General features: G+C 46.0%; 17 protein-coding genes and 1 pseudogene. 6 read left to right on the top strand and 12 right to left on the bottom strand.

Going from position 1 to position 20506, the window contains the following annotated elements; genetic code table 11:
• Positions 1 to 55: 55 nt before the first annotated feature.
• The 7 genes from rseP to tsaB form a co-directional block, all read right to left on the bottom strand.
• Positions 56 to 1390 carry an RIP metalloprotease RseP gene (rseP, locus tag QZ135_RS00090; protein ID WP_009130822.1) on the bottom strand — a complete coding sequence of 445 codons (1335 nt, stop codon included), beginning with the start codon at positions 1388 to 1390 and terminating at the stop codon, positions 56 to 58.
• A gap of 76 nt (positions 1391 to 1466) precedes the next feature.
• On the bottom strand, positions 1467 to 2618 hold the full coding sequence (locus tag QZ135_RS00085) for a 1-deoxy-D-xylulose-5-phosphate reductoisomerase (protein WP_294604610.1): 1152 nt from the start codon (positions 2616 to 2618) through the stop codon (positions 1467 to 1469).
• A 41-nt stretch (positions 2619 to 2659) separates the two neighbouring features.
• Positions 2660 to 3520, bottom strand: coding sequence for a M23 family metallopeptidase (locus tag QZ135_RS00080; protein ID WP_294604608.1), 861 nt, complete (start codon positions 3518 to 3520; stop codon positions 2660 to 2662).
• A 24-nt stretch (positions 3521 to 3544) separates the two neighbouring features.
• Positions 3545 to 4081, bottom strand: a complete 537-nt coding sequence (rimM, locus tag QZ135_RS00075; RefSeq protein ID WP_294604605.1) for a ribosome maturation factor RimM — start codon at positions 4079 to 4081, stop codon at positions 3545 to 3547.
• A gap of 17 nt (positions 4082 to 4098) precedes the next feature.
• Positions 4099 to 5403, bottom strand: a complete 1305-nt coding sequence (gene murA, locus QZ135_RS00070; protein WP_294604602.1) for a UDP-N-acetylglucosamine 1-carboxyvinyltransferase — start codon at positions 5401 to 5403, stop codon at positions 4099 to 4101.
• A gap of 104 nt (positions 5404 to 5507) precedes the next feature.
• A complete protein-coding gene (locus QZ135_RS00065; RefSeq protein WP_294604599.1) occupies positions 5508 to 6128 on the bottom strand; it encodes a DUF4290 domain-containing protein in 621 nt (206 codons plus the stop codon).
• Between the two features lie 41 nt (positions 6129 to 6169).
• Positions 6170 to 6862 (bottom strand): tRNA (adenosine(37)-N6)-threonylcarbamoyltransferase complex dimerization subunit type 1 TsaB, encoded by a 693-nt coding sequence (tsaB, locus tag QZ135_RS00060; protein WP_294604597.1) that lies wholly within the window; start codon positions 6860 to 6862, stop codon positions 6170 to 6172.
• Positions 6863 to 7089: 227 nt separating this feature from the next.
• On the opposite strand from tsaB, the gene QZ135_RS00055 reads away from it, so the two are divergent.
• The 5 genes from QZ135_RS00055 (at position 7090) to nadD (ending at position 10938) form a co-directional block, all read left to right on the top strand.
• Complete coding sequence (locus tag QZ135_RS00055) at positions 7090 to 7641, top strand: LemA family protein (RefSeq protein WP_294604594.1); 552 nt, start codon at positions 7090 to 7092, stop codon at positions 7639 to 7641.
• A gap of 15 nt (positions 7642 to 7656) precedes the next feature.
• Complete coding sequence (locus QZ135_RS00050; protein ID WP_294604592.1) at positions 7657 to 8586, top strand: DUF3137 domain-containing protein; 930 nt, start codon at positions 7657 to 7659, stop codon at positions 8584 to 8586.
• Positions 8587 to 8670: 84 nt separating this feature from the next.
• Positions 8671 to 9549 (top strand): YicC/YloC family endoribonuclease, encoded by an 879-nt coding sequence (locus QZ135_RS00045; RefSeq protein WP_294604590.1) that lies wholly within the window; start codon positions 8671 to 8673, stop codon positions 9547 to 9549.
• A 46-nt stretch (positions 9550 to 9595) separates the two neighbouring features.
• Positions 9596 to 10159, top strand: a complete 564-nt coding sequence (gmk, locus tag QZ135_RS00040) for a guanylate kinase (protein ID WP_294604587.1) — start codon at positions 9596 to 9598, stop codon at positions 10157 to 10159.
• Positions 10160 to 10368: 209 nt separating this feature from the next.
• The gene (gene nadD / locus QZ135_RS00035) at positions 10369 to 10938 is read left to right on the top strand and encodes a nicotinate (nicotinamide) nucleotide adenylyltransferase (RefSeq protein ID WP_294604585.1); all 570 of its coding nucleotides are present in this window, start codon (positions 10369 to 10371) and stop codon (positions 10936 to 10938) included.
• A gap of 12 nt (positions 10939 to 10950) precedes the next feature.
• On the opposite strand, the gene QZ135_RS00030 is transcribed toward nadD, so the two are convergent.
• Positions 10951 to 11565, bottom strand: a complete 615-nt coding sequence (locus tag QZ135_RS00030) for an HU family DNA-binding protein (RefSeq protein ID WP_294604583.1) — start codon at positions 11563 to 11565, stop codon at positions 10951 to 10953.
• 567 nt (positions 11566 to 12132) lie between these two features.
• Between QZ135_RS00030 and QZ135_RS00025 the strand changes: the two genes are divergently transcribed.
• Positions 12133 to 13437, top strand: a complete 1305-nt coding sequence (locus tag QZ135_RS00025; RefSeq protein WP_294604580.1) for a 6-bladed beta-propeller — start codon at positions 12133 to 12135, stop codon at positions 13435 to 13437.
• Between the two features lie 119 nt (positions 13438 to 13556).
• Here QZ135_RS00025 and QZ135_RS00020 read toward each other — a convergent pair whose 3' ends face one another.
• The 4 genes and pseudogenes from QZ135_RS00020 to QZ135_RS00005 form a co-directional block, all read right to left on the bottom strand.
• Positions 13557 to 14894: an NADP-specific glutamate dehydrogenase gene (locus tag QZ135_RS00020; RefSeq protein ID WP_025834146.1), complete on the bottom strand. Its 1338-nt coding sequence runs from the start codon at positions 14892 to 14894 to the stop codon at positions 13557 to 13559.
• Between the two features lie 430 nt (positions 14895 to 15324).
• Positions 15325 to 17613, bottom strand: a complete 2289-nt coding sequence (locus tag QZ135_RS00015) for an NADP-dependent malic enzyme (protein ID WP_294604578.1) — start codon at positions 17611 to 17613, stop codon at positions 15325 to 15327.
• Between the two features lie 144 nt (positions 17614 to 17757).
• The gene (locus QZ135_RS00010; protein WP_294604575.1) at positions 17758 to 19479 is read right to left on the bottom strand and encodes a tetratricopeptide repeat protein; all 1722 of its coding nucleotides are present in this window, start codon (positions 19477 to 19479) and stop codon (positions 17758 to 17760) included.
• 662 nt (positions 19480 to 20141) lie between these two features.
• Positions 20142 to 20506, bottom strand: a pseudogene (locus QZ135_RS00005) (hypothetical protein); the annotation flags it as partial.

Below are 20506 nucleotides of genomic sequence, written 5' to 3'. Positions count from 1 at the left end.
CAGATGGTCTGTTTCATCCGAACAGACCATCTGTTTTTATTAGGTAGACTATATGCTAGAACAGGAACCGCAGAATATCGTTGAAGTTTGCCCAAAGCAATAACCCGAACAACAGGAACATACCTACCATTTGTGCACGTTCCATAAACTTGTCGCTTGGTTTTCGGCGGGCCACAATTTCATAAATAAGGAACAGTACATGTCCGCCATCCAATGCCGGAATAGGCAGGATATTCATGAAGGCAAGGATAATGGAAAGGAATGCCGTCATGTACCAGAACTGATGCCAATCCCATGTAGCGGGGAAGATGCTGCCGATAGTTCCAAAACCACCTAATTGCTTGGCCCCCTCTTTGGAGAAGAGATATTTCATCTGTCCTACATAACCTTTCAGCGTTTTCACACCCAGTGCCGCACCGGCAGGAAAAGAGGCGAAGAAGCTGTATTCCTTTTTTACTACGGGAAGTAATTGATTGGTCGTCATGCGCGCCACTACACCTATTTCATACAAAGAATCTGTAGCAAAAGTTAGGGTATCCGTCACTCCTGCTCGTATATACGTCAATGTGATATCATGAGGAGCCAAACCGTCTTTCTGACGGCGTGCTATTTCTCTTTTGAAGTCGAAATAAGCGATATTCTCTCCATCCAATTGTGTGATGCTGTCACCCGGTTGCAATCCGGCAAGGGCGGCAGGGCGATTGGGAAGTATACTGTCAATCACATATGGATAGCGGAATGAGGCGAAACGTACACTGTCGGCCAGCAAACGCTCCATCATATCCTCCTGAATATAAACCGAGGCTTTCTCTCCGCCACGCAGCACGGTTACTTCGCGGGCATCAACAACACTTGTCAACAGGTCGCCATCGTAACGTTCGAAGGGTACACCATCGGCAGAGATGAGTATGTCACCATCGCGGAAGCCGATGGCTTTTGCTGTTTCGTTGAACTCCATACCCAACGGAGCCTTTTGCACCGGCACGTATTCATCACCCCACGTAAAGAGTATCATGGAGTAAATGAATAACGCCAGCAGGAAGTTGAACACTACGCCACCCACCATAATAAGCAATCGTTGCCACGCCGGTTTGGCTCGGAATTCCCACGGTTGCATAGGCTGTTGCATCTGTTCGGTGTCCATAGACTCATCTATCATACCTGATATCTTCACGTAGCCACCTAGCGGCAGCCAACCGATGCCATATTCTGTATCACTGTTTTTGGGCTTGAACTTGAACAGAGTGAACCAAGGGTCGAAGAACAAGCAAAACTTTTCTACCCGGGTCTTGAAGAGGCGGGCGAAGAGGAAGTGCCCTCCCTCATGGACAATAACGAGCAATGAAAGGCTCATAATGAGTTGCAGGGCACGAATCAAAAATGTTTCCATCTAATAAACTTTCTATTTTACTATTTACAATTTACTATATTAAATGCGGCTTATCACTAATCACTTAGACCGCTAATCACTTTATAAGTTCCTGTGCAATCCGGCGCGCCATCGCATCCGTAGCCACATAATCTTCATATTCCGGCTTTTCTACAAACGCCACAATCGACATTGTCTTCTCTATCACATCGCTCATTCCGAGGAACGAAATTTCATCCCGCAGGAAAGCGGCTACTACCACTTCATTCGCCGCATTGACAATGCAAGGCATATTTCCTCCCTTATGCAAGGCCTCGTAAGCCAGTGCCAGATTGCGGAAACGTGTCGTATCAGGTTGTTCAAAAGTCAGGTTCGTACACATCTTGAAATCCAGACGGGGGAACGAGGCTTTCAGGCGTTGTGGATAAGAAAATGCATACTGGATAGGCAAGCGCATATCTGGCATACCCAATTGCGCCTTCACCGCACCATCTTCAAATTGCACCATCGAATGGATGATAGACTGCGGATGTACCACCACTTCAATCTGGTCAGGGCGCACACCAAACAACCATTTGGCTTCTATCACTTCGAATCCTTTGTTCATCATTGAAGCGGAGTCAATCGTAATTTTCGCTCCCATATCCCAGTTGGGATGTTTCAAGGCTTGCGCCTTGGTAACCGTAGCCAGTTGTTCCATTGTGCAGTTGCGGAATGGGCCGCCGGAAGCCGTAAGAATAACCTTTTCTATCGGATTTCCGAGCTCTCCTGCCAAACACTGAAAAACAGCCGAATGTTCGGAATCTACAGGCAATATAGGTGTACCGGAGAGGCGTGCCAAGTCGTTAATCAGTTCGCCGGCCACTACAAGCGTTTCCTTATTGGCAAGGGCGATAGGCTTACGGGCACGTATGGCGTTCATTGTCGGTTTCAGTCCGGCATAACCCACCATGGCGGTCAGAACGATGTCAATCTCAGCATCTTCCACAATCTGGCAGATGGCTTCCGTTCCTGCATATACTTTGATAGGCAGGTCGGCGAGCGCTTCTTTCAGTTGGGCATATTTGGTTTCGTTGGCTATGACTACTGCTTCAGGCTTGAACTTCCGTGCCTGGGCAATGAGTTCTTCTACCCGGTTATTGGCAGTCAGCACATAAGCTTCGTACTGGTCGGATTGCTCCTCAATGACCTGCAATGCCTGTGTACCGATGGAACCTGTGGAACCGAGTATAGCAATTTGTTTCTTCATTTATATATTTACGATTTGACTACTTTGTTAATCACTAATCACTAAAATACAATGTATTGTTCCGGATTTACCGCCCGCCCTTTGTGCCATAGCTCAAAGTGCAGGTGAGGACCGGTGGTCAGTTGTCCGCTGTTTCCCACCAGTGCAATGGCCTCTCCGGCCTGCACGGTATCACCTTCCCGCTTCAGCAGGGAACTACAATGCTTGTACACGGATACAAAGTCCTGGTTGTGTTGTACTTCTATCACATACCCTGTTTCGGCAGTGTAGGTACTCAGTATGACTGTACCGTCCAGCGTAGCCAGTACACTCTCTCCCGGATTGGCTGCAATGTCCGTACCATAATGTCGTCTATCCGCATCAAACTTCTCCGTAATCATGCCCCGCGTTGGGCGATAAAATATCAATCCCTCTATATCAGGGCGGGCAGTGATACTCGTCAGATTATATTTTTCAGTTTCTTCATACTGTTTGCGGAATTCATCTTCCCGCTGTGTGCGCTCCATCAATGAGTCTTCGCGTACGGTGGTCAGAGAGTCCATAGAATGCACTGTATCAACACGGACTGTCCCACGGAAAATATCCTGTATATTCATGATATACAGATTCTGGCGTTCCACCAACTGTTGGAGTGAGTCTGCGCGCAAGGCATTTTCCACAACCTGGGCACGGATGTCACTGTTCATGTATCCCGGCAGGTAATTGCGTAAAGGAGTAAAAGTAATGATAGCTGCGGCAATCAAAAACAGCACTGTTAGTACGGAAAGCAATACCGAGATACCGTTCAGTTTGGATACACGGATACCTACAACTTCCTCAAGTGTATTCTCGTTGATGATAGTCAGTTTATACTTAAACTTGATATTGCTCCAAAAAGCTTTATGCCGTTTCTTTTTTACCATACGCACTAATCTCTTATCACTTTTTTATACCTCTTCTGTTTCATCCAGTGCCAGCAATCCTTCCGGTAATTCCATCGTAATTACTTTATGTTTCCGGTCAATGTCTTTGATGAATTCTTCTTGTGCAGGGATTAGTAGTTCTTCTCCCTGATAGTCTACTACAAACAAGGTGTTGATGGTTGTATTGTCCACTTCCATCACCTCTCCCAGGTCTCCATGTTTCACTTCTTCCACACGACAACCGACGAAGAAATCCCATGTCAGTTCTCCCGGTGCGGCATCCTCGACATATTGGGCAGGAAAGTAAACTTCCACGTTGGTAAACATCCGCGCACGTTCCGCCGTATCTACTCCCTCCAGCTTCACCAGTGCGGTGGAGTCGGAACGGAACCGATACTCTTCCAGAAAGAAAGGTACAAAAATACCATCCAACTGGCAGATGAGGTATTCCGCTTCCACCCGGTCAAAGATATCGTCGGTGAATGTAAAAGATAACTCGCCATGAATTCCATGCGGTTTGTTGAACACTCCTATCTTATATACATCTTCTTTCTTTATCACTCTATCACTACCTTATATTATATTCTTGTTATTCTCGCCCCGATAGCATTCAGTCTTCTTTCAATATCCTGATATCCCCGGTCTATCTGTTCTATGTTATGAATCCGGCTACTTCCTTCCGCACTCATTGCAGCAATCAGCAGTGCAATACCAGCACGGATATCGGGTGAAGTCATATTTCCACCACGCAGTCGCATGGCATGGTTATGACCAATGACAACTGCCCGGTGAGGGTCGCAAAGGATAATCTGTGCTCCCATATCTATCAACTTATCCACGAAGAATAATCTGCTCTCAAACATCTTTTGATGAATCAGTACGCTGCCTTTGGCCTGAGTAGCAACTACAAGTAGCACACTAAGCAAGTCCGGTGTCAGTCCGGGCCAAGGAGCGTCGGCAATGGTCATGATGGAACCGTCGATGAACGATTCTATCTGATACGTTTCCTGTGCGGGTACATAGATGTCATCTTCCCGCTGTTCGAGTTTGATGCCGAGGCGGCGGAAACTTTCGGGGATGATGCCCAGATTCTCATAAGAAACGTTCTTAATGGTGAGTTCACTTTTTGTCATAGCTGCCATACCGATGAAGCTACCCACTTCAATCATGTCGGGAAGTATGGTGTGCTCGGTGCCGTGCAGTTCGTCCACACCTTCAATTGTCAACAGATTGGATGCAATGCCTTGTATCCGGGCCCCCATGCGGTTCAGCATCTTGCAGAGTTGTTGCAGATACGGTTCGCAGGCAGCGTTGTAAATAGTGGTGGTTCCCTTTGCCAGTACTGCTGCCATGACGATGTTGGCAGTTCCGGTAACCGAAGCCTCGTCCAGTAACATATAAGTACCTTTCAGTTCGCTGGCTGAAATCTCATAAGCCTCGCGTCCGGCATTGTAGGAGAAGGCTGCACCCAGATTCTGTATACCTATAAAGTGGGTGTCCAGACGCCGGCGTCCTATTTTATCCCCACCCGGTTTAGAAATCATCGCCTTATGAAAGCGTGCCACCATCGGACCGATAAGCATCACTGAACCGCGCAGACTGGAGCATTTCTTTAGGAACTCATCACTTTCCAGATAACTCAAATCCAGTTTTTCCGCTTTGAAACTATACGTATTGATACCTTTCTTGGATACCGTGACACCCATGTCGCGCATTAGTTGAATGAGATTGTTGACGTCCAAAATGTCCGGAATGTTATGTACCGTCACCTCTTCGGCAGTCAAGAGCGTGGCGCAGATAATCTGTAATACCTCGTTCTTTGCGCCTTGCGGGTGAATCTCACCGGATAATCTGTGTCCTCCTTCAATTACGAATGATGCCATATATAAATTAAAAATTAAAAATTAAAAATTAAAAGATGGAGAACGGGAATGAAGACCTCTGACTGGTCTATTTCTCTATTCTCAATTTTTAATTTTCAATTTAGTTAGTATTTTCTCTTATTGTTCCGGTTATCTCTCCGGTTATTCAGATTATTCACCTTCGGACGATAATTCTGATTGATACGTTCCGCCATCAGTTTGATGATGTCGTCCGTCATTTGCAGTTTGCCGTTGGAGTATTCTGCCAAGTCTTCTGCTATTTTACGGTCGTCTATCGTATCTTTATTCCAGGTCATATAATCCTTTTTCATGTGGTTGCATATCAGTGCAATCAAGTTCTGTTTTTCGTCACCTTCGGGAAATTCAACCGCTTTCTTAATCAATACTTCCAGCGTACGGCCATAGTGGCGGTAACGGATTTTTGTACTGGGATAGGGAATGGGGCCCGGTTTGGTGTTCAGGTTATCTTTGCGGATAATCTCGTACGGATAATCAATATCCAGCTTGAAGTCGGACATGATGGCCAGATGGTCCCACAACTTATGCTTGAAATCGGGTACATCACGCAGATGGGGGAACATGTTGCCCATAATGTTGATGATGGTGTTGGCGCAACGTTGGCGTTCCGCACGGTCTTCAATTGTCAACGCATGGTTAACCATATTTTGGATGCTGCGTCCGTATTCCGGTAAAGGCATCCGTTTTTGTTGAGTGTTATATTGCATACTTATTAAATAGAAAATTAAGAATTAAAAATTGAAAAATATTAGAGAAGCTTCTTAGGTTGGGAGGCTACGAACTCTTTCAGATAGAACGGCTCGAAATAGGCTACGTCCTTGAAGTCTTTTTCAGCCATCGCCTTTTCGGCAAGGGGAAACATCATCTTTGCCAGCGGACGAATATTGTCGATGAAGTGTGCATTGGGATGCGTAATCTTCTCCTTGCACTTGTCTGCTCCGTCTCCGAGGAAATAAACGGGGTGCTGGTTTAGAAATTCCATATATGAGTTCTCGTCTACAATGTCGGCGGCTATGTCGCGTACAGGTTTCAGGGCGCGGTCGTAGATGGCGGCATATACTTCCATGCGGCGTGCGTCAATCATCGGGCACAGCAATGCATCTTCAGGCAGTTCATCATGATAGAGCAGCACCGGCACGCACTGCACCTTCAACGTAGGCAGACCTATCAACGGAATATTGCGTCCGTAGCAAACGCCTTTTGCCATCGAAACACCTATGCGCAGACCTGTGTAAGAACCCGGTCCGCAGCTCACCGCTACAGCATCAATCGGCATTGCGTGACTGTCGGCAAACGACAGGGCTTCGTCTATAAATACTCCCAGTAAAACTGCATGTGAAGGGCCGTTGAGGTCTTCTTTCGTAAAAACATTTTGTCCATCTTCACTTACGGCAACTGAGCATGCGGAGGTGGACGTTTCAATATGTAAAATGCACGACATAGCTTTCTTAATTATTAATCGCTTCTTTATTCTTGATTTTAAATGTGGCAAATTTACAGGTTTATTTTCAGATACACAAGCGAATCTAAAAAGGGTTCAGTATCTTTCTTATGGCATAATTGGGAGTATTTTTAGATTATTTCTATCTTTGCTTCCGATTTTAGGAATAAATACAGAATTCGTTAACAAAAAATAACCGGCACAAGGAGGCTGTTGTATCTATAATTATGATTATAGCTATTATTATTGTAGTTTTAGTTTTGGTGGTGATTTCCATGTATAACTCGTTGGTGAGGAAGAAAAATCAGATAGAAAATGCTTTTTCAGCTATTGATGTGATGTTGAAACAACGCTTTGACCTGATTCCTAATCTGGTGGCAACAGTACAGCAATATGCCAAGCATGAAGCTGATACTTTCTCGGCAATAACGGAAATGCGGAATAAAACTTACACAGCTCTTAATGACAATGAGAAGGCGGACTTTGACAAGATGTTTTCTAAAGTCCGTACACAGTTTTTCGCCGTAGCGGAGAACTATCCCGAATTGAAAGCGTCAGAGAACTTCCTTCAGTTGCAGCGTTCGCTGAATGAAACAGAAGAACAATTGGCTGCTGCGCGTCGCACCTATAATGCTTCTGTGACCGATTATAATAATGCAGTCCAGTCATTCCCCACAAATCTACTGGCAGGTATGTTTGGTTTTAGCAGAAAAGAAGTACTGACGATTCCGGAAGCGGAACGCACAACTCCCAATGTGAAGAATTTATTTAATTCATAAAAAAACAACCGGGCAATGGGGTATGTTGACTTTGATTCTCTGGCGCAGAAACTGACTCCCACGTTACAAGTTCTGGAGAGTAAACGTAAGGAACTCTTAAAAAAAGGTTATTCCGAAGGGATGCGCTATGCTGCCCTTTTTCTGGTGGTAGGAGTTATTATCTTGATAATATTAAAATTGGAAGGGATTCTTGCTCCGATAGTGATTGCTGTCATATCAGTGATTATTTTTATCACTTGTGTAAATAATAAGTCGAAAATAGTTTCTTCTTTTTATAAGGAAGAAGTGGTAAACGAGGTCATTCATGCCTTTTGTCCTGATGCTACATTTTCTCCGGATTCAGGAATCGCTGAGAGTGTTTTTGAAAATTGCGGGCTATTCATTTCCCCCGACCGTTATCATGCAGAAGACCTGATAGAAGGCTGTTTGGGTAAAACCAGTTTCGTTTGTTCGGAAGTACATGCGGAAGAACGCAGGACACGTTCCACTAAAAATGGCGTGCAGCATTATTGGGTAGATATTTTCAAGGGATTTCTTTTTATTGCTGATTTTCACAAAGATTTTCAGGGAGAGACTACCATTTTGCGGAACAGCCTGTTCAAACTTAAAATGGGAGCATCGAGGGTGAAGATGGAGAGTCCTGAGTTTGAAAAGGTTTTTGATGTCTTTTCCACTGACCAGATTGAGGCACGCTACCTGATTACTCCGTCTATGATGGAAAGAATATTGAAACTGGACAGTAATTTCAAGAAAGGAATTACCATCAGTTTCCGTAATTCAACGATTCTGGTTGCCATACCGGATTCTAAGAACCGTTTTGAAGCTGATGTGTGGAGTTCTTTGAATGATATGAGTCTTCTTAAATCGGATTTTGCAGTGCTCCAGTCTTTGTTGGCCATTGTGGAGGAATTAAACCTGAACACACGTGTTTGGAGTAAAGAGTAAACGGTAAACAATATCACTTATTTCATGAATAATTTTCACTAATGAAATTAATCATGTAATTTTGCAGAAAACTAAAAGAATCTTATGATACAATCCATGACCGGATACGGTAAAGCAACCGCTGAACTGCCCGATAAAAAAATCAATGTAGAAATCAAATCGCTCAATAGTAAAGCGATGGATCTGTCAACCCGCATCGCCCCTCTCTACCGGGAAAAAGAAATAGAAATCCGCAACGAAATTGCTAAGGCACTGGAACGTGGTAAAGTGGATTTCAGTCTGTGGATTGATAAAAAAGATGCCTGTGAATTGGTGACTCCTATCAATCAGGATGTAGTTGTGGCTTATTACGAACGTATCCGGGCAATCTCCGAAGCTACCGGTATTCCCGTACCTGAGGATTGGTTCTCCACTTTGCTCCGCATGCCGGATGTGATGATCAAGAACGATATTCAGGAACTGACTGAAGAAGAATGGAAAGCTGTTCATGCAACAGTGCTTCAAGCCATTCAGAGTTTGGTAGACTTCCGCAGGCAGGAAGGCGCAGCTCTGGAAAAGAAGTTCCGTGAGAAGATTGCCAATATTTCCAATCTGCTGACTACCGTAGAACCTTATGAAAAGGAACGCATAGAGAAAATCAAGGAGCGCATTACGGATGCTTTGGAGAAAACTATCAGTGTGGACTATGACAAGAATCGTCTGGAGCAAGAACTTATTTACCACATTGAAAAGCTTGATATCAATGAAGAAAAACAACGTCTCAGTAATCACCTGAAATACTTCATCAATACGATGGAGGATGGAAGCGGACAAGGTAAGAAGTTGGGTTTCATTGCCCAGGAAATGGGACGCGAGATCAATACGCTTGGCAGTAAATCCAATCATGCTGAAATGCAGAAGATTGTGGTGCAGATGAAGGATGAACTGGAACAAATCAAAGAGCAGGTGTTGAACGTGATGTAAAGCGTGCACAAAGTCATCTTAAAACTTTTAATAATAATTCTAAAGTATGGGCAAACTCATTATATTTTCAGCCCCTTCAGGCTCAGGCAAATCAACTATTATCAACTATCTGTTAACGCAGAATCTTAATCTCGCATTCTCTTGTTCTGCTACCAGTCGTCCGCCGCGCGGAACAGAACAGCACGGTGTAGAGTATTTCTTTCTCTCTCCCGATGAATTTCGTACTCGCATAGCTAATGACGAGTTTCTGGAATATGAGGAAGTATATAAAGACCGTTACTACGGAACATTGAAGTCTCAGGTAGAAAGCCAGTTGGCTGCCGGGCAGAATGTCGTTTTCGATGTAGATGTTGTGGGTGGTTGCAATATAAAGAAGTATTACGGTGACCGTGCTTTGTCGGTCTTCATTCAGCCCCCTTCAGTAGAAGAATTACGTAAGCGTTTGGTTGGACGTGGAACGGATGCGCCCGAGGTGATAGAAAGCCGCGTTTCTAAAGCGGAATATGAACTGACGTTTGCTTCTAGGTTTGATAAGATTATTGTGAACGATGATTTGGAAAAGGCTAAGGCAGAAGCTTTACGCGTGATTACAGAGTTTTTATCCGAATAAATCAATCGTATGTATACACCGAAACCTGTTTCCTCCAGGCAAAATAAAATATTGCTGGTTCTTAATGGAATCCTTATTCCTACGACTCTTGCGCTCGGCGGTGTAAGCATTTACTATAAGCAATGGGTGTCGGTGATAGCGATGCTTTTGGTATTATTATCAGCTGTTCTGAATACCTATAATTGCTGGAAACGCTTAAAAGAGAAATCATGAAAACCGGTATTTTCAGTGGCTCCTTCAATCCGGTACACATCGGACATCTTGCCCTTGCCAATTATCTTTGCGAGTATGAAGGGCTGGATGAAGTGTGGTTTCTTGTAACCCCTCACAATCCGTTAAAGGAAGAAGGCGAATTAATGGATGATGCCTTCCGCTTGAAGCTGGTTCAACTAGCCATTACGGGTTATCCCAAGTTTAAGGCTTCTGATATTGAGTTTTATTTACCCCGTCCGTCCTATACCATTCATACACTGGATAAACTGAAAGAAACCTATCCCGAGCGGGAATTTCATCTGATTATCGGTTCGGATAACTGGGTGCTTTTTCCCCGCTGGTATCAGTCGGAACGTATCCTTGCCGAAAATCATCTTCTTATTTATCCTCGCCCCGGTTATCCGGTTTCTTCCGATTCCATTTCAGAGAATGTAAAAGTTGCTTCTTCGCCTACTTTTGAGATTAGTTCTACCTTTATTCGCCAAGCGATGGAGGAAGGGAAAGATGTTCGTTACTTCCTCCATCCTGCGGTTTACGAGGCATTGTTTTCTGCGTTTTCCCGCTAAAAGGAGTATGGCTTATTCTTGATTCCTCTTTATATAAACTACTGAACGTCCTCCACCCCGTTTGCGAATAATGCCTTCTGTCAGATATTCTTGTAAGTCACAACTGGCACGCCTGTCTGTCACATTCGTCAGGCGGGAGTATTCGGCGCGTGTGATGCAGACATTTGCTTCCAGGAATTTCAGCATCATCTCTTTTCTCTTTTCCGGAGCTACTGCCGGTTTCTTTGCCGAAGCCTTTTTGTCTACTCGTTCCAGTTCCATTTGATATCTCACGTACTTTTTGAAGTCTTTGCTTGGGCGGAACTTCACGGTTTCAAACCGTACGGACTCGGCACGAATATCTTTCTTGTTCATGGCGGTCCGCGTGCATTTCAGCGTAGTGCTGAAGTAACCCAGTTCGTCCAACTCCACATTATAGCCGTCGGCAAGCCAGTCGCCCAACGCATTGCTGATGGCTTGCATGATGCCCACTATCATGGCGTGCGGCATATGTTGTTCTTTCATCACCCGCTCCTGGAACTCTTTTGCCGTAATGGTACCTTTGGGGCGCACACGTGCGTGCAACGGTTTTTTCTTTCCTTCGCCACTGGGGTCCGGTGTTTCGTAGAGGTCATAGTAAGTACTCATAATACATGTTTTTAAGAGGTTTATACTTCCGTAGAAACAAACTGGCACCGAGACTGCAAGAAACTAATGTCGGATGTACTACGAACTAATATTTTTCATACTAGAAAATATTCGTACTACAAATATAGTAGTTTCTTACAATAGTTATACTATTCACTTACGATAATTATATAATTTTCTTACAACAGTTGATGTATGAATAATTTTTAGGCAATAAATTATTAGTTCCTTGCGGTGCGGGGATTAGTTCTTAGCAGGTTTGATATTAGTTTTATGGCAGTGGCGGGAGCTGGCTTGAGATGTGCATGAGGATGCAAATATAGTTTTTAATTTTTCTTCTGTTACTGGCATAATATATTAAAGAATAAAGCTATTGTTGCAAAATAGGGATTATCTTTGGAAAGGCATGCAAAAGGCCGGCTAAAATTCACTTCATATATTTGCAAATTCTCCTATTAGTTTGTTCCTTTGTAGGAAGGAGTTTGAGAGAATATGCAAATGGAGCATTCTATAGATGATAATAAGCTGAAGTACATCATGTAAAGAACCAATTAATACCTGTGTATTATGAAATACATTCCTTTATTATTAATCTGTGCACTAATAAGTTGTACACCCGGTAAGAAACAACAAACTTCGACTACCGAGGTTAATGGTGTTGCTGTGATTAATTTGTCCGAAAATGTATCGGATGCTTCTTCGCTGCCGTTGAGCGATGCCGTTGCTAAAGTAGAGTTTGTGTGTTTGGAGGCAACCAATGAGGCACTGACAGCAGGCATTCATCTGGTGCAAGTAACCGATCATGATATTTGGATAGCGCATTATAAAGATAATCGTATTCTACGTTTTTCCCGTTCGGGAAAGTTCTTAAACATGGTGGGCAACATAGGACAAGGACCTGGTGAGTACGTCACTCTGGGTGAATTCTTCATTGACGAAAATCATAAAGAAGTCTATATTGTAGGTGGAGGCATTCTGGTGTATGATTTTGAAGGGAACTTTAAGAGAAACGTTATAGGGTATAATCACTATAATAAATTTGCAGCAACTTATATGCAACATGCACTGTTTGAAAACAACTTTTTCATCGCGCAAAACACAGCTCTGTACAGACCGGTACCCAAAGACTCTTTATGGTCTTTTGCGCTGGTAGACAGTTGCTTTCATTTAAAAAAGATGTTCAAGAATCCGGTTCATAAGGGTAGAGAAGAAGGCATCATTAAGAATCGTGCTCAGATGGATTATTTCGCTAATTATTGGAAAGAGAATCCGACCAATATAGATACTTATGGTAACCAATTAACCCTTAAATATCCCGATACTGATACTATCTATCGATATGACGTTGCTCATGAAAGTTTGAGCTCTCAATATTCCATCTTTACAAAAGAAGAAAAAGGAGATTACGAGCAGACTCATTTATGGTTTAGAGAAAGAAAAGCCTTCGATTACTTCTCTATCTTCTCTTATTATCCAAGCAAAGATTATATCTATTTGGTGGGGAGCAAAGGGGACAAGGTACTGACTTATTGCTACAACAAACAGGATGGAACAGTGAGGGAGCAAAAGCGGCAAGGCGAAATTAAAGAACGCCAAGTGCCCTGGTTCAACATACCTTTACGGCGCATAGAACGTCCTTTTGTTTTGGATAATGACTTGTTGGGAGGTGAATTTACTGTCGATTATCGTTCTGCCGGTAAGTATTGGATAGATGTGCTGGAACCTTTTAGTGAAGATAACTGGATTGATATAGACCGGATAAAAGCCTCCAAGGTAAAGGATGAAGCTAAAAAGAAAGAACTTGTTGAGGCCTTGGAAAATGTTGGCGAGGAAAGTAATCCGATAGTATTGATTGCGACATTGAAGCAGTAAAAAAAGCGGATTTAAGGATGAAGTCTAAGTTGATGAAGAAAATGACGATGACTTATAAAGAGAATCCCCTTCACACCGGGTGCAAAGGGGATTCTCATATATAACAACTATAGCTTTCTTTACACGATACCTTGTGCCATCATAGCTTTCGCCACCTTCATGAATCCGGCAACGTTAGCGCCTTTCACGTAGTTCACATAACCGTCAGCTTCTGTACCATACTGTACGCAGGCTTCGTGAATGTTCTTCATGATGCTCTTCAGTTTTTCGTCTACCTCTTCAGAACTCCAGCTCAGTTTGATAGAGTTCTGAGTCATTTCGAGGCCGGATACTGATACACCACCTGCATTGGCAGCCTTACCCGGGGCATACAGAATTTTGGCATCCTGGAATACTTTGATAGCTTCCGGAGTAGAAGGCATGTTAGCACCTTCGGAAACAGCCATACAGCCGTTTGCTACTAACTGGCGAGCATGATCGCCGTTCAGTTCGTTCTGAGTTGCAGAAGGCAGAGCGATGTCAGCTTTTTCACCCCAAGGTTTAGCTCCTTCTACATACTTAACACCCGGATATTGCTCTGCATATTCGCGGATACGTCCACGGTAGAGGTTTTTCAATTCCATGATGTAATCCAGTTTCTCGCGGTCGATACCTGCCGGGTCGTAAACGTAACCGTCAGAGTCGGACATTGTCAGAACTTTACCACCCAGTTCGAGAACTTTTTCTGCAGTATATTGAGCTACGTTACCGGAACCTGAAATCAGACAAGTCTTGCCTTTCAAGTCGGTACCTTGCTTCTTCAGCATTTCCATCAGGAAGTAGATGTTACCGTAACCGGTAGCTTCCGGACGAATCAGTGAACCACCGAACTCACGGCCTTTACCAGTGAATGTACCGGTAAATTCACGAGTCAGCTTCTTGTACATACCGAACATGAAACCTACTTCACGACCACCTACACCGATATCACCGGCAGGAACGTCAGTTTCAGGACCAATGTGACGCCACAGTTCCAGCATGAATGCTTGTACGAAACGCATTACTTCGGCATTGGATTTACCGCGCGGAGAGAAGTCGGAACCACCTTTACCACCACCCATAGGCAGCGTAGTCAGTGAGTTTTTGAAAGTCTGCTCGAAAGCAAGGAATTTCAGGATTGAAAGGTTTACAGAAGCGTGGAAACGGATACCACCTTTGTACGGGCCGATAGCGTTGTTGTGTTGAACGCGGTAACCCATGTTGGTCTGAATGTTACCCTTATCGTCCATCCAAGTCACGCGGAACTGGTAAACACGATCGGGGATGCAAAGACGTTCAATCAGATTGACTTTGTCAAATTCCGGGTGTTTGTTGTACTCTTCTTCAATTGTAGAAAGTACTTCTTCCACTGCCTGATGATACTCTGGTTCGTTGGGGAACCGTCTCTTCAAATCTTCTAATACCTTAGCTGCGTTCATAATCTATTTCTTTTATTGGTTATTTTTCAGTTGACGAGAGTTCAGTTGACAAGTTGACGAGGGGTTCAGTTGATAAGGCATTTGCGCTGCCGCAGGGAATTCCTTGTAACTTGTTTCCTCGTATCTCGTTTCCCTTTTTCTCTGTTGCGGTTGCAAAAGTACACATAAAAATGAGACAAACAAACAATTTATAAAGAAAATGCGGTAGAAAACAACATTTTTATTGTTTTCTACCGCAAAAAGGAATAAAAAGACATTATTTATCCTCTCTTTAATGATTTTATTACCGGAATGAACACTAACGCTGCCGAAATGATAAGCGTCATGATGACTGGGCCATCAATTCGTTCGACAGTAGTCAGAACTATGTAGCAAAGTGCTGCCCAAAGCAGCACAATGCAAACACTTTGTGATTTCGATAACGGACGTCTCATTTACCTGCTTTCTTTTTGTCCACGATAGCATCGATAACGGCTACTGCGGTGATATTTACGATGTCGCGCACGGAACTTTCGAAGTCGGTGAAGTGGATAGGTTTGTTCAGTCCCATCTGTATCGGGCCAATCAATTCCATTTCCGTATTCATGGCTTGTAACAGTTTGTATGCGGAGTTGGCAGAGCTCAGGTTCGGGAATACGAGGGTGTTCACATCCTTGCCTTTCAAGCGGGTGAAAGGATATTTGGCGTCACGCATCTTGCGGTCCATGGCGAAGTTCACCTGCATTTCACCGTCGATGGCGAGGTCAGGATAGTTCTGCTGCATATATTCCACGGCTTCGTGTACGCTTACCGGACTACCTTCGGTGTCTGCGCCAAAGTTGGAGTAACTCAGCATGGCCATTACCGGGGTATGGTTGAAGAAACGCACGGTATGCTCCGACAGTTTGGCAATATCAATCAATGTTTCGGCATTGGGGTGACGGTTGATTAACGTGTCGGCAAGGAAATACGTTCCTTTCTTGGAGTTCAGGATGTGCATCGTACCGAAATGCTTGTATTGCGGTTGTATGCCGATAACTTCCTTGGCTACCTTGATGGTGTTGCTGTACTTCGTATAAAGACCGGTGATGAATGCATCCGCATCGCCTGTTTCCACCATCATCATACCGAAGTAGTTGCGTTCGAACATCTTGTCGTTGGCTTCCTCGTAGGTGGCACCCTGGCGGGCACGCTTTTCAGAAAGGATGCGGGCATAACGTTCGCGGCGTGCTGCTTCGTTCGGATGGCGCAGGTTTACGATTTCGATGCCTTCCAGGCTGAGGTCGAGTTCCTTTGCCAGTTTCTCGATGGTCTCGTCGTTACCTAAAACAATGGGATGGCAGATACCTTCGGCTTTGGCTTCTACGGCTGCTTTCAGCATATTGGGGTGGGAACCTTCGGCAAATACCACGCGTTGCGGATTGCGGCGGGCTGTGTCGTAAAGCTGGCGGGTGAGTTTGCTTTCGTAACCCATGAGTTCGCGGAGTTGTACGCAGTAAGCATCCCAGTCCTCGATGTTCTTGCGGGCTACACCGCTTTCCATAGCTGCACGTGCCACGGCGCAGGAAACTTCGGTGATGAGGCGCGGGTCAACCGGTTTCGGAATGAAGTATTCGGGACCGAAACTGAAGTTGTTTACGTGGTAAGCCTCGTTCACAACATCGGGTACAGGCTGTTTTGCCAGGTTGGCGATGGCGTGTACGGCGGCAATTTTCATTTCCTCGTTGATGGCCTTTGCCTGAGTGTCGAGCGCGCCACGGAAGATATAGGGGAAACCGATTACATTGTTAATCTGATTCGGATAGTCCGAACGTCCGGTTGCCATCAATACATCGGGGCGGGCTGCCATGGCATCTTCGTAAGAGATTTCCGGTGTCGGGTTGGCGAGTGCGAAAACGATAGGAGACGGGGCCATGCTGCGTACCATGTCTTGTGACAGTACATTGCCTTTGGATAATCCCAAAAATACGTCTGCGCCTTTGATGGCTTCTTCAAGGGTATGGATGTCGGTACGGTCGGTGGCGAAGTAACGCTTCTGTTCGTTGAGGTCGGTACGTGTCTTGCTGATAACCCCTTTGCTATCCACCATTACGATGTTTTCCAGGCGGGCACCCAGCGAAACGTACAGCTTCGTGCAGGATACAGCCGATGCACCGGCACCGTTCACAACGATTTTCACATCTTCAATCTTCTTGCCTGCTACTTGTAAAGCGTTCACAAGTCCGGCACTGGAGATGATGGCCGTTCCATGTTGGTCGTCGTGCATCACGGGGATGTCGAGTTCTTCTTTCAGGCGGCGTTCTATTTCGAAACATTCGGGAGCTTTGATGTCTTCCAGGTTGATACCACCGAAGGTAGGAGCGATGGCTTTTACAGCTTCGATAAACTTTTCAGGGTCTTTCTCGTTCACTTCGATGTCGAACACGTCGATGCCGGCGTAAATCTTGAAAAGCAATCCTTTACCTTCCATTACGGGTTTGCCGCTCAATGCGCCTATATCGCCCAGACCGAGCACTGCGGTACCGTTGGAGATTACAGCTACCAGATTACCTTTCGCTGTATATTTGTATGCGTCCTGCGGGTTCTTTTCTATTTCAAGACATGGTTCCGCCACGCCGGGGGAGTATGCAAGTGAAAGGTCGGTTTGGGTACTGTAGGGCTTGGTGGGCACTACTTCTATCTTACCAGGTTTGCCTTGTGAGTGATACAGCAAGGCGGCTTCTTTAGTTATCTTAGCCATGGTCGTTGAATCTAAGTTGTTAGTTAAAAGTTATAATTTGGGCGCAAAGGTAGGAATAAATGTGATAAAATGTAAGTGTGTGTGCGATAAAAACTATTAAATTGTATGTTTCTTTGGGCTTTTTCCGGAGGAACAGTCGGTTGTTTACTCCATAATATCCCTTATTTCCTTGTCCACATCCGCCCCCTCCGGCAATTCCAGTTTTATCCGCAGCCGATACCTTATTTTCGACACACTGCGCACGCTTATTCCCAGCGTATGTGCCATTTCCTCATTGTTCTGTTTCAGCATGACAAGCATACAGAATAGTTCTTCGTTGCGCGTCAACTCCGGATGTCGGTTACGCAATCGGTTCAGTGCCGAAGGATAGACGGCGGAGAAGTTGCGGCGGAAACGTTCGGTATCTTCTTTGCTGAACAGGCTCTTCTGAAGGCTCTCCATCACAAGGTCCAAATCGCAGGTGTAGTTGCTGGCGGCCTGAATGTCGGAGAGTTGGCGCAGTAGGTCGAGGTTACGGTTGTACAATTGCAGGCGGTTTTCGATGATGCTGTGCAACTGCGTTTCCTTTTCGCGCAGTAGCGTGGCGGCGGATTCCTTCTCCTGTTCGTTCAGCCGGTGGCGCAAGGTGAGGGCACGGTTACGCATCACTCCCCATACAATGATGCTGCCCGCCACCAGTAGACAGAGCGCGCCTATCAGAAATGTAGTGCGCAGGCGGCTGTCCTTCAATATCACCTCGGCGGCAAGGGTACGATTCTCCTGTTCCTTCTTCTCTGTCTCATAACGGATATTGGCGGATGCGAGCTGGCGGATTTTTGCATCGCTTGCCATGGAGTCGGCAAGTACCTGGTAGTGAGGTAGGAACTCGGCGAGCCGGGCATGACGCCCTGCGCGATGATAGCATTCCGTGAGTTGGCGGGCGGCTTCGTAGGCCATCAGACGTTCGGAGATGTTTTCCGATTCGGGCACGGCACGCTCCAGCAACGGTATGGCGCGGGCATACTGCTCCGCACGGACGAGGGCGCTGCCATAATAATAATGATAGAATGCCTGCCGATGTGCCGGTATCTGCCCTTCGTAAGAGGCGAAGATGCGCAGGCTGGCATCCAGCGAGTCGGGCAGGTTGCTCAGTAAATGGGCACGTTCAAGGGTTACTTGCAGTTGGAAGTATTTGTTGTCCGTGCGGTCGAAGCAACTGTCGGCCTGTTGCAGGGCGATGAGGGCTTCGTCAATGCGCTGCATGTCGGCGAGGACGGCGGCTTTGGTGATGTAAGAGCGTCCGTGCAGATTGTTCAGCACTTCATATCTTCTGGGAGCATCGGTGACGATGGAGCTGTAGTGCAGGGCATCTTCGTAAAGTCCCAGCCGACGGTAGATTTCGGTCAGGTTCTCGGCGGCTACGTAATGCCCCTGGTCGCCGAGCTGGCAGTGGTCGAGGGCTTCTTTGCAGAGGGTGATGGCGTCTTCGTATCTGCCCTGGTGCAGGTAGATGTCCGCCAGACGCGCTGTGAAATGGGAGTGGAACTTGCTGCGGAAGGAGGTGCGGCGGGTGATGTCGGCTACGCGTAGTAGGGCATGCTCGGCACGGGTGCTGATGGTATCTACACCCATGTAGGTGCAGCCGGCGGTGCCGCTCCAGTAGCTGTCGTATTCCGGGGCTTCGTTGTCCGTTTCGGCCAGTTTCATGGCAAGGTTCAGGTAGTGCAGGGCCTCGCTGTGGCGGTCCAGGGGCATCAGCATCTGGGCTTTGGCCACGTACAGGCCGCGCAGGCAGTAGCGTTGCATGAAGGGGATGCGCAGGTTGTCCAGGCTGTCGAAGTGTTGCAGGCCGGTGCCGTAGTCCATCAGGATGTTGTAGGTTACCATCAGTTCGTGCAGGGCGCGGTTGCAGAGTGAGCGGGCTTCGAGGGTGGTGAGGCTGTCGGGGTGGTGACTGTCGGGGTTCATGCAGGCGGGTAGCCGGAAGGTGGAGTCCAGGCTGGGGATGGCGTCGCGGTCGCGTTTCTCGGCGTAAAAGATGCGGGCACGTCCCAGGGTACTCATGCTGTCGGCATGGTAGCGGGGGGAATGGGCGCTGGCGTCGCGCCGGGGAGGACTTGCAGGCTGACAGGCGGAGAAAAAGATAATAATAAGGAATGATAGTAGTGTGAGTTTGGTCATATCGTAATGATTATAGGATTATTGATGTTCAATCAGCCACTCGCCCGGGTTCCACTTCTCTTTGTCGAAGGACATTTGTATTCATAACCATGGGATTTGATGAACTGTTTGCAAAGTTAATCCATTCTTGCCGACTAACAAATGTTTTTCTTGCTTTGTTTGCAGGCGTTTACCCGGAAATGTGGTATCGGACGGCCGGGCTGTTCTTTCTATTTTGAACTATACAGCAAGCGGCCGCCCCCCTTCAAGGATGGAAAGTTTTCCCTCTTCCGGGGCAACCGCTTGTGTTTTCTTTGGCTCACCTCTCTTTTTTATCCCGAAGGAGATTGTCTTCAATCTTCATGGTCACTACTCCGGCATCTTCTTTATTATTCATCGGTGCGGGGCTGATGGCCTTCATTGCATTCCGTAACGACACCACCACCTAAGCGGTTTGCATCGCTCGCGGCAGCTCCATCCACAGTGGCAAGATTGGTACAGCAATTGTAGATGGCTCCAAGGATACTTGCATTGCCTGCCAGACCACCGGTATAGGTAGTACCACCACTTCCTCCGGTCACAGTTGCCGATGCTGCGTTGAGGCAGAGATGTAGCGTACCTATGTTGCCTACCAGTCCGCCGCAGTAACTTATGTTGCCTTCAGCTACCTGTCCGCCGGTCACTTTACCTGTGTTTGTACAGCCGGTAAAGGTGAAGGTGGCAGTCGTTCCTGCTAAACCGCCAACGAAACAGT

It is taken from the genome of uncultured Bacteroides sp. (assembly GCF_905207245.1).
Taxonomy (GTDB): Bacteria; Bacteroidota; Bacteroidia; order Bacteroidales; family Bacteroidaceae; genus Bacteroides.
This window is presented reverse-complemented; position numbering and strand designations above follow the sequence as displayed.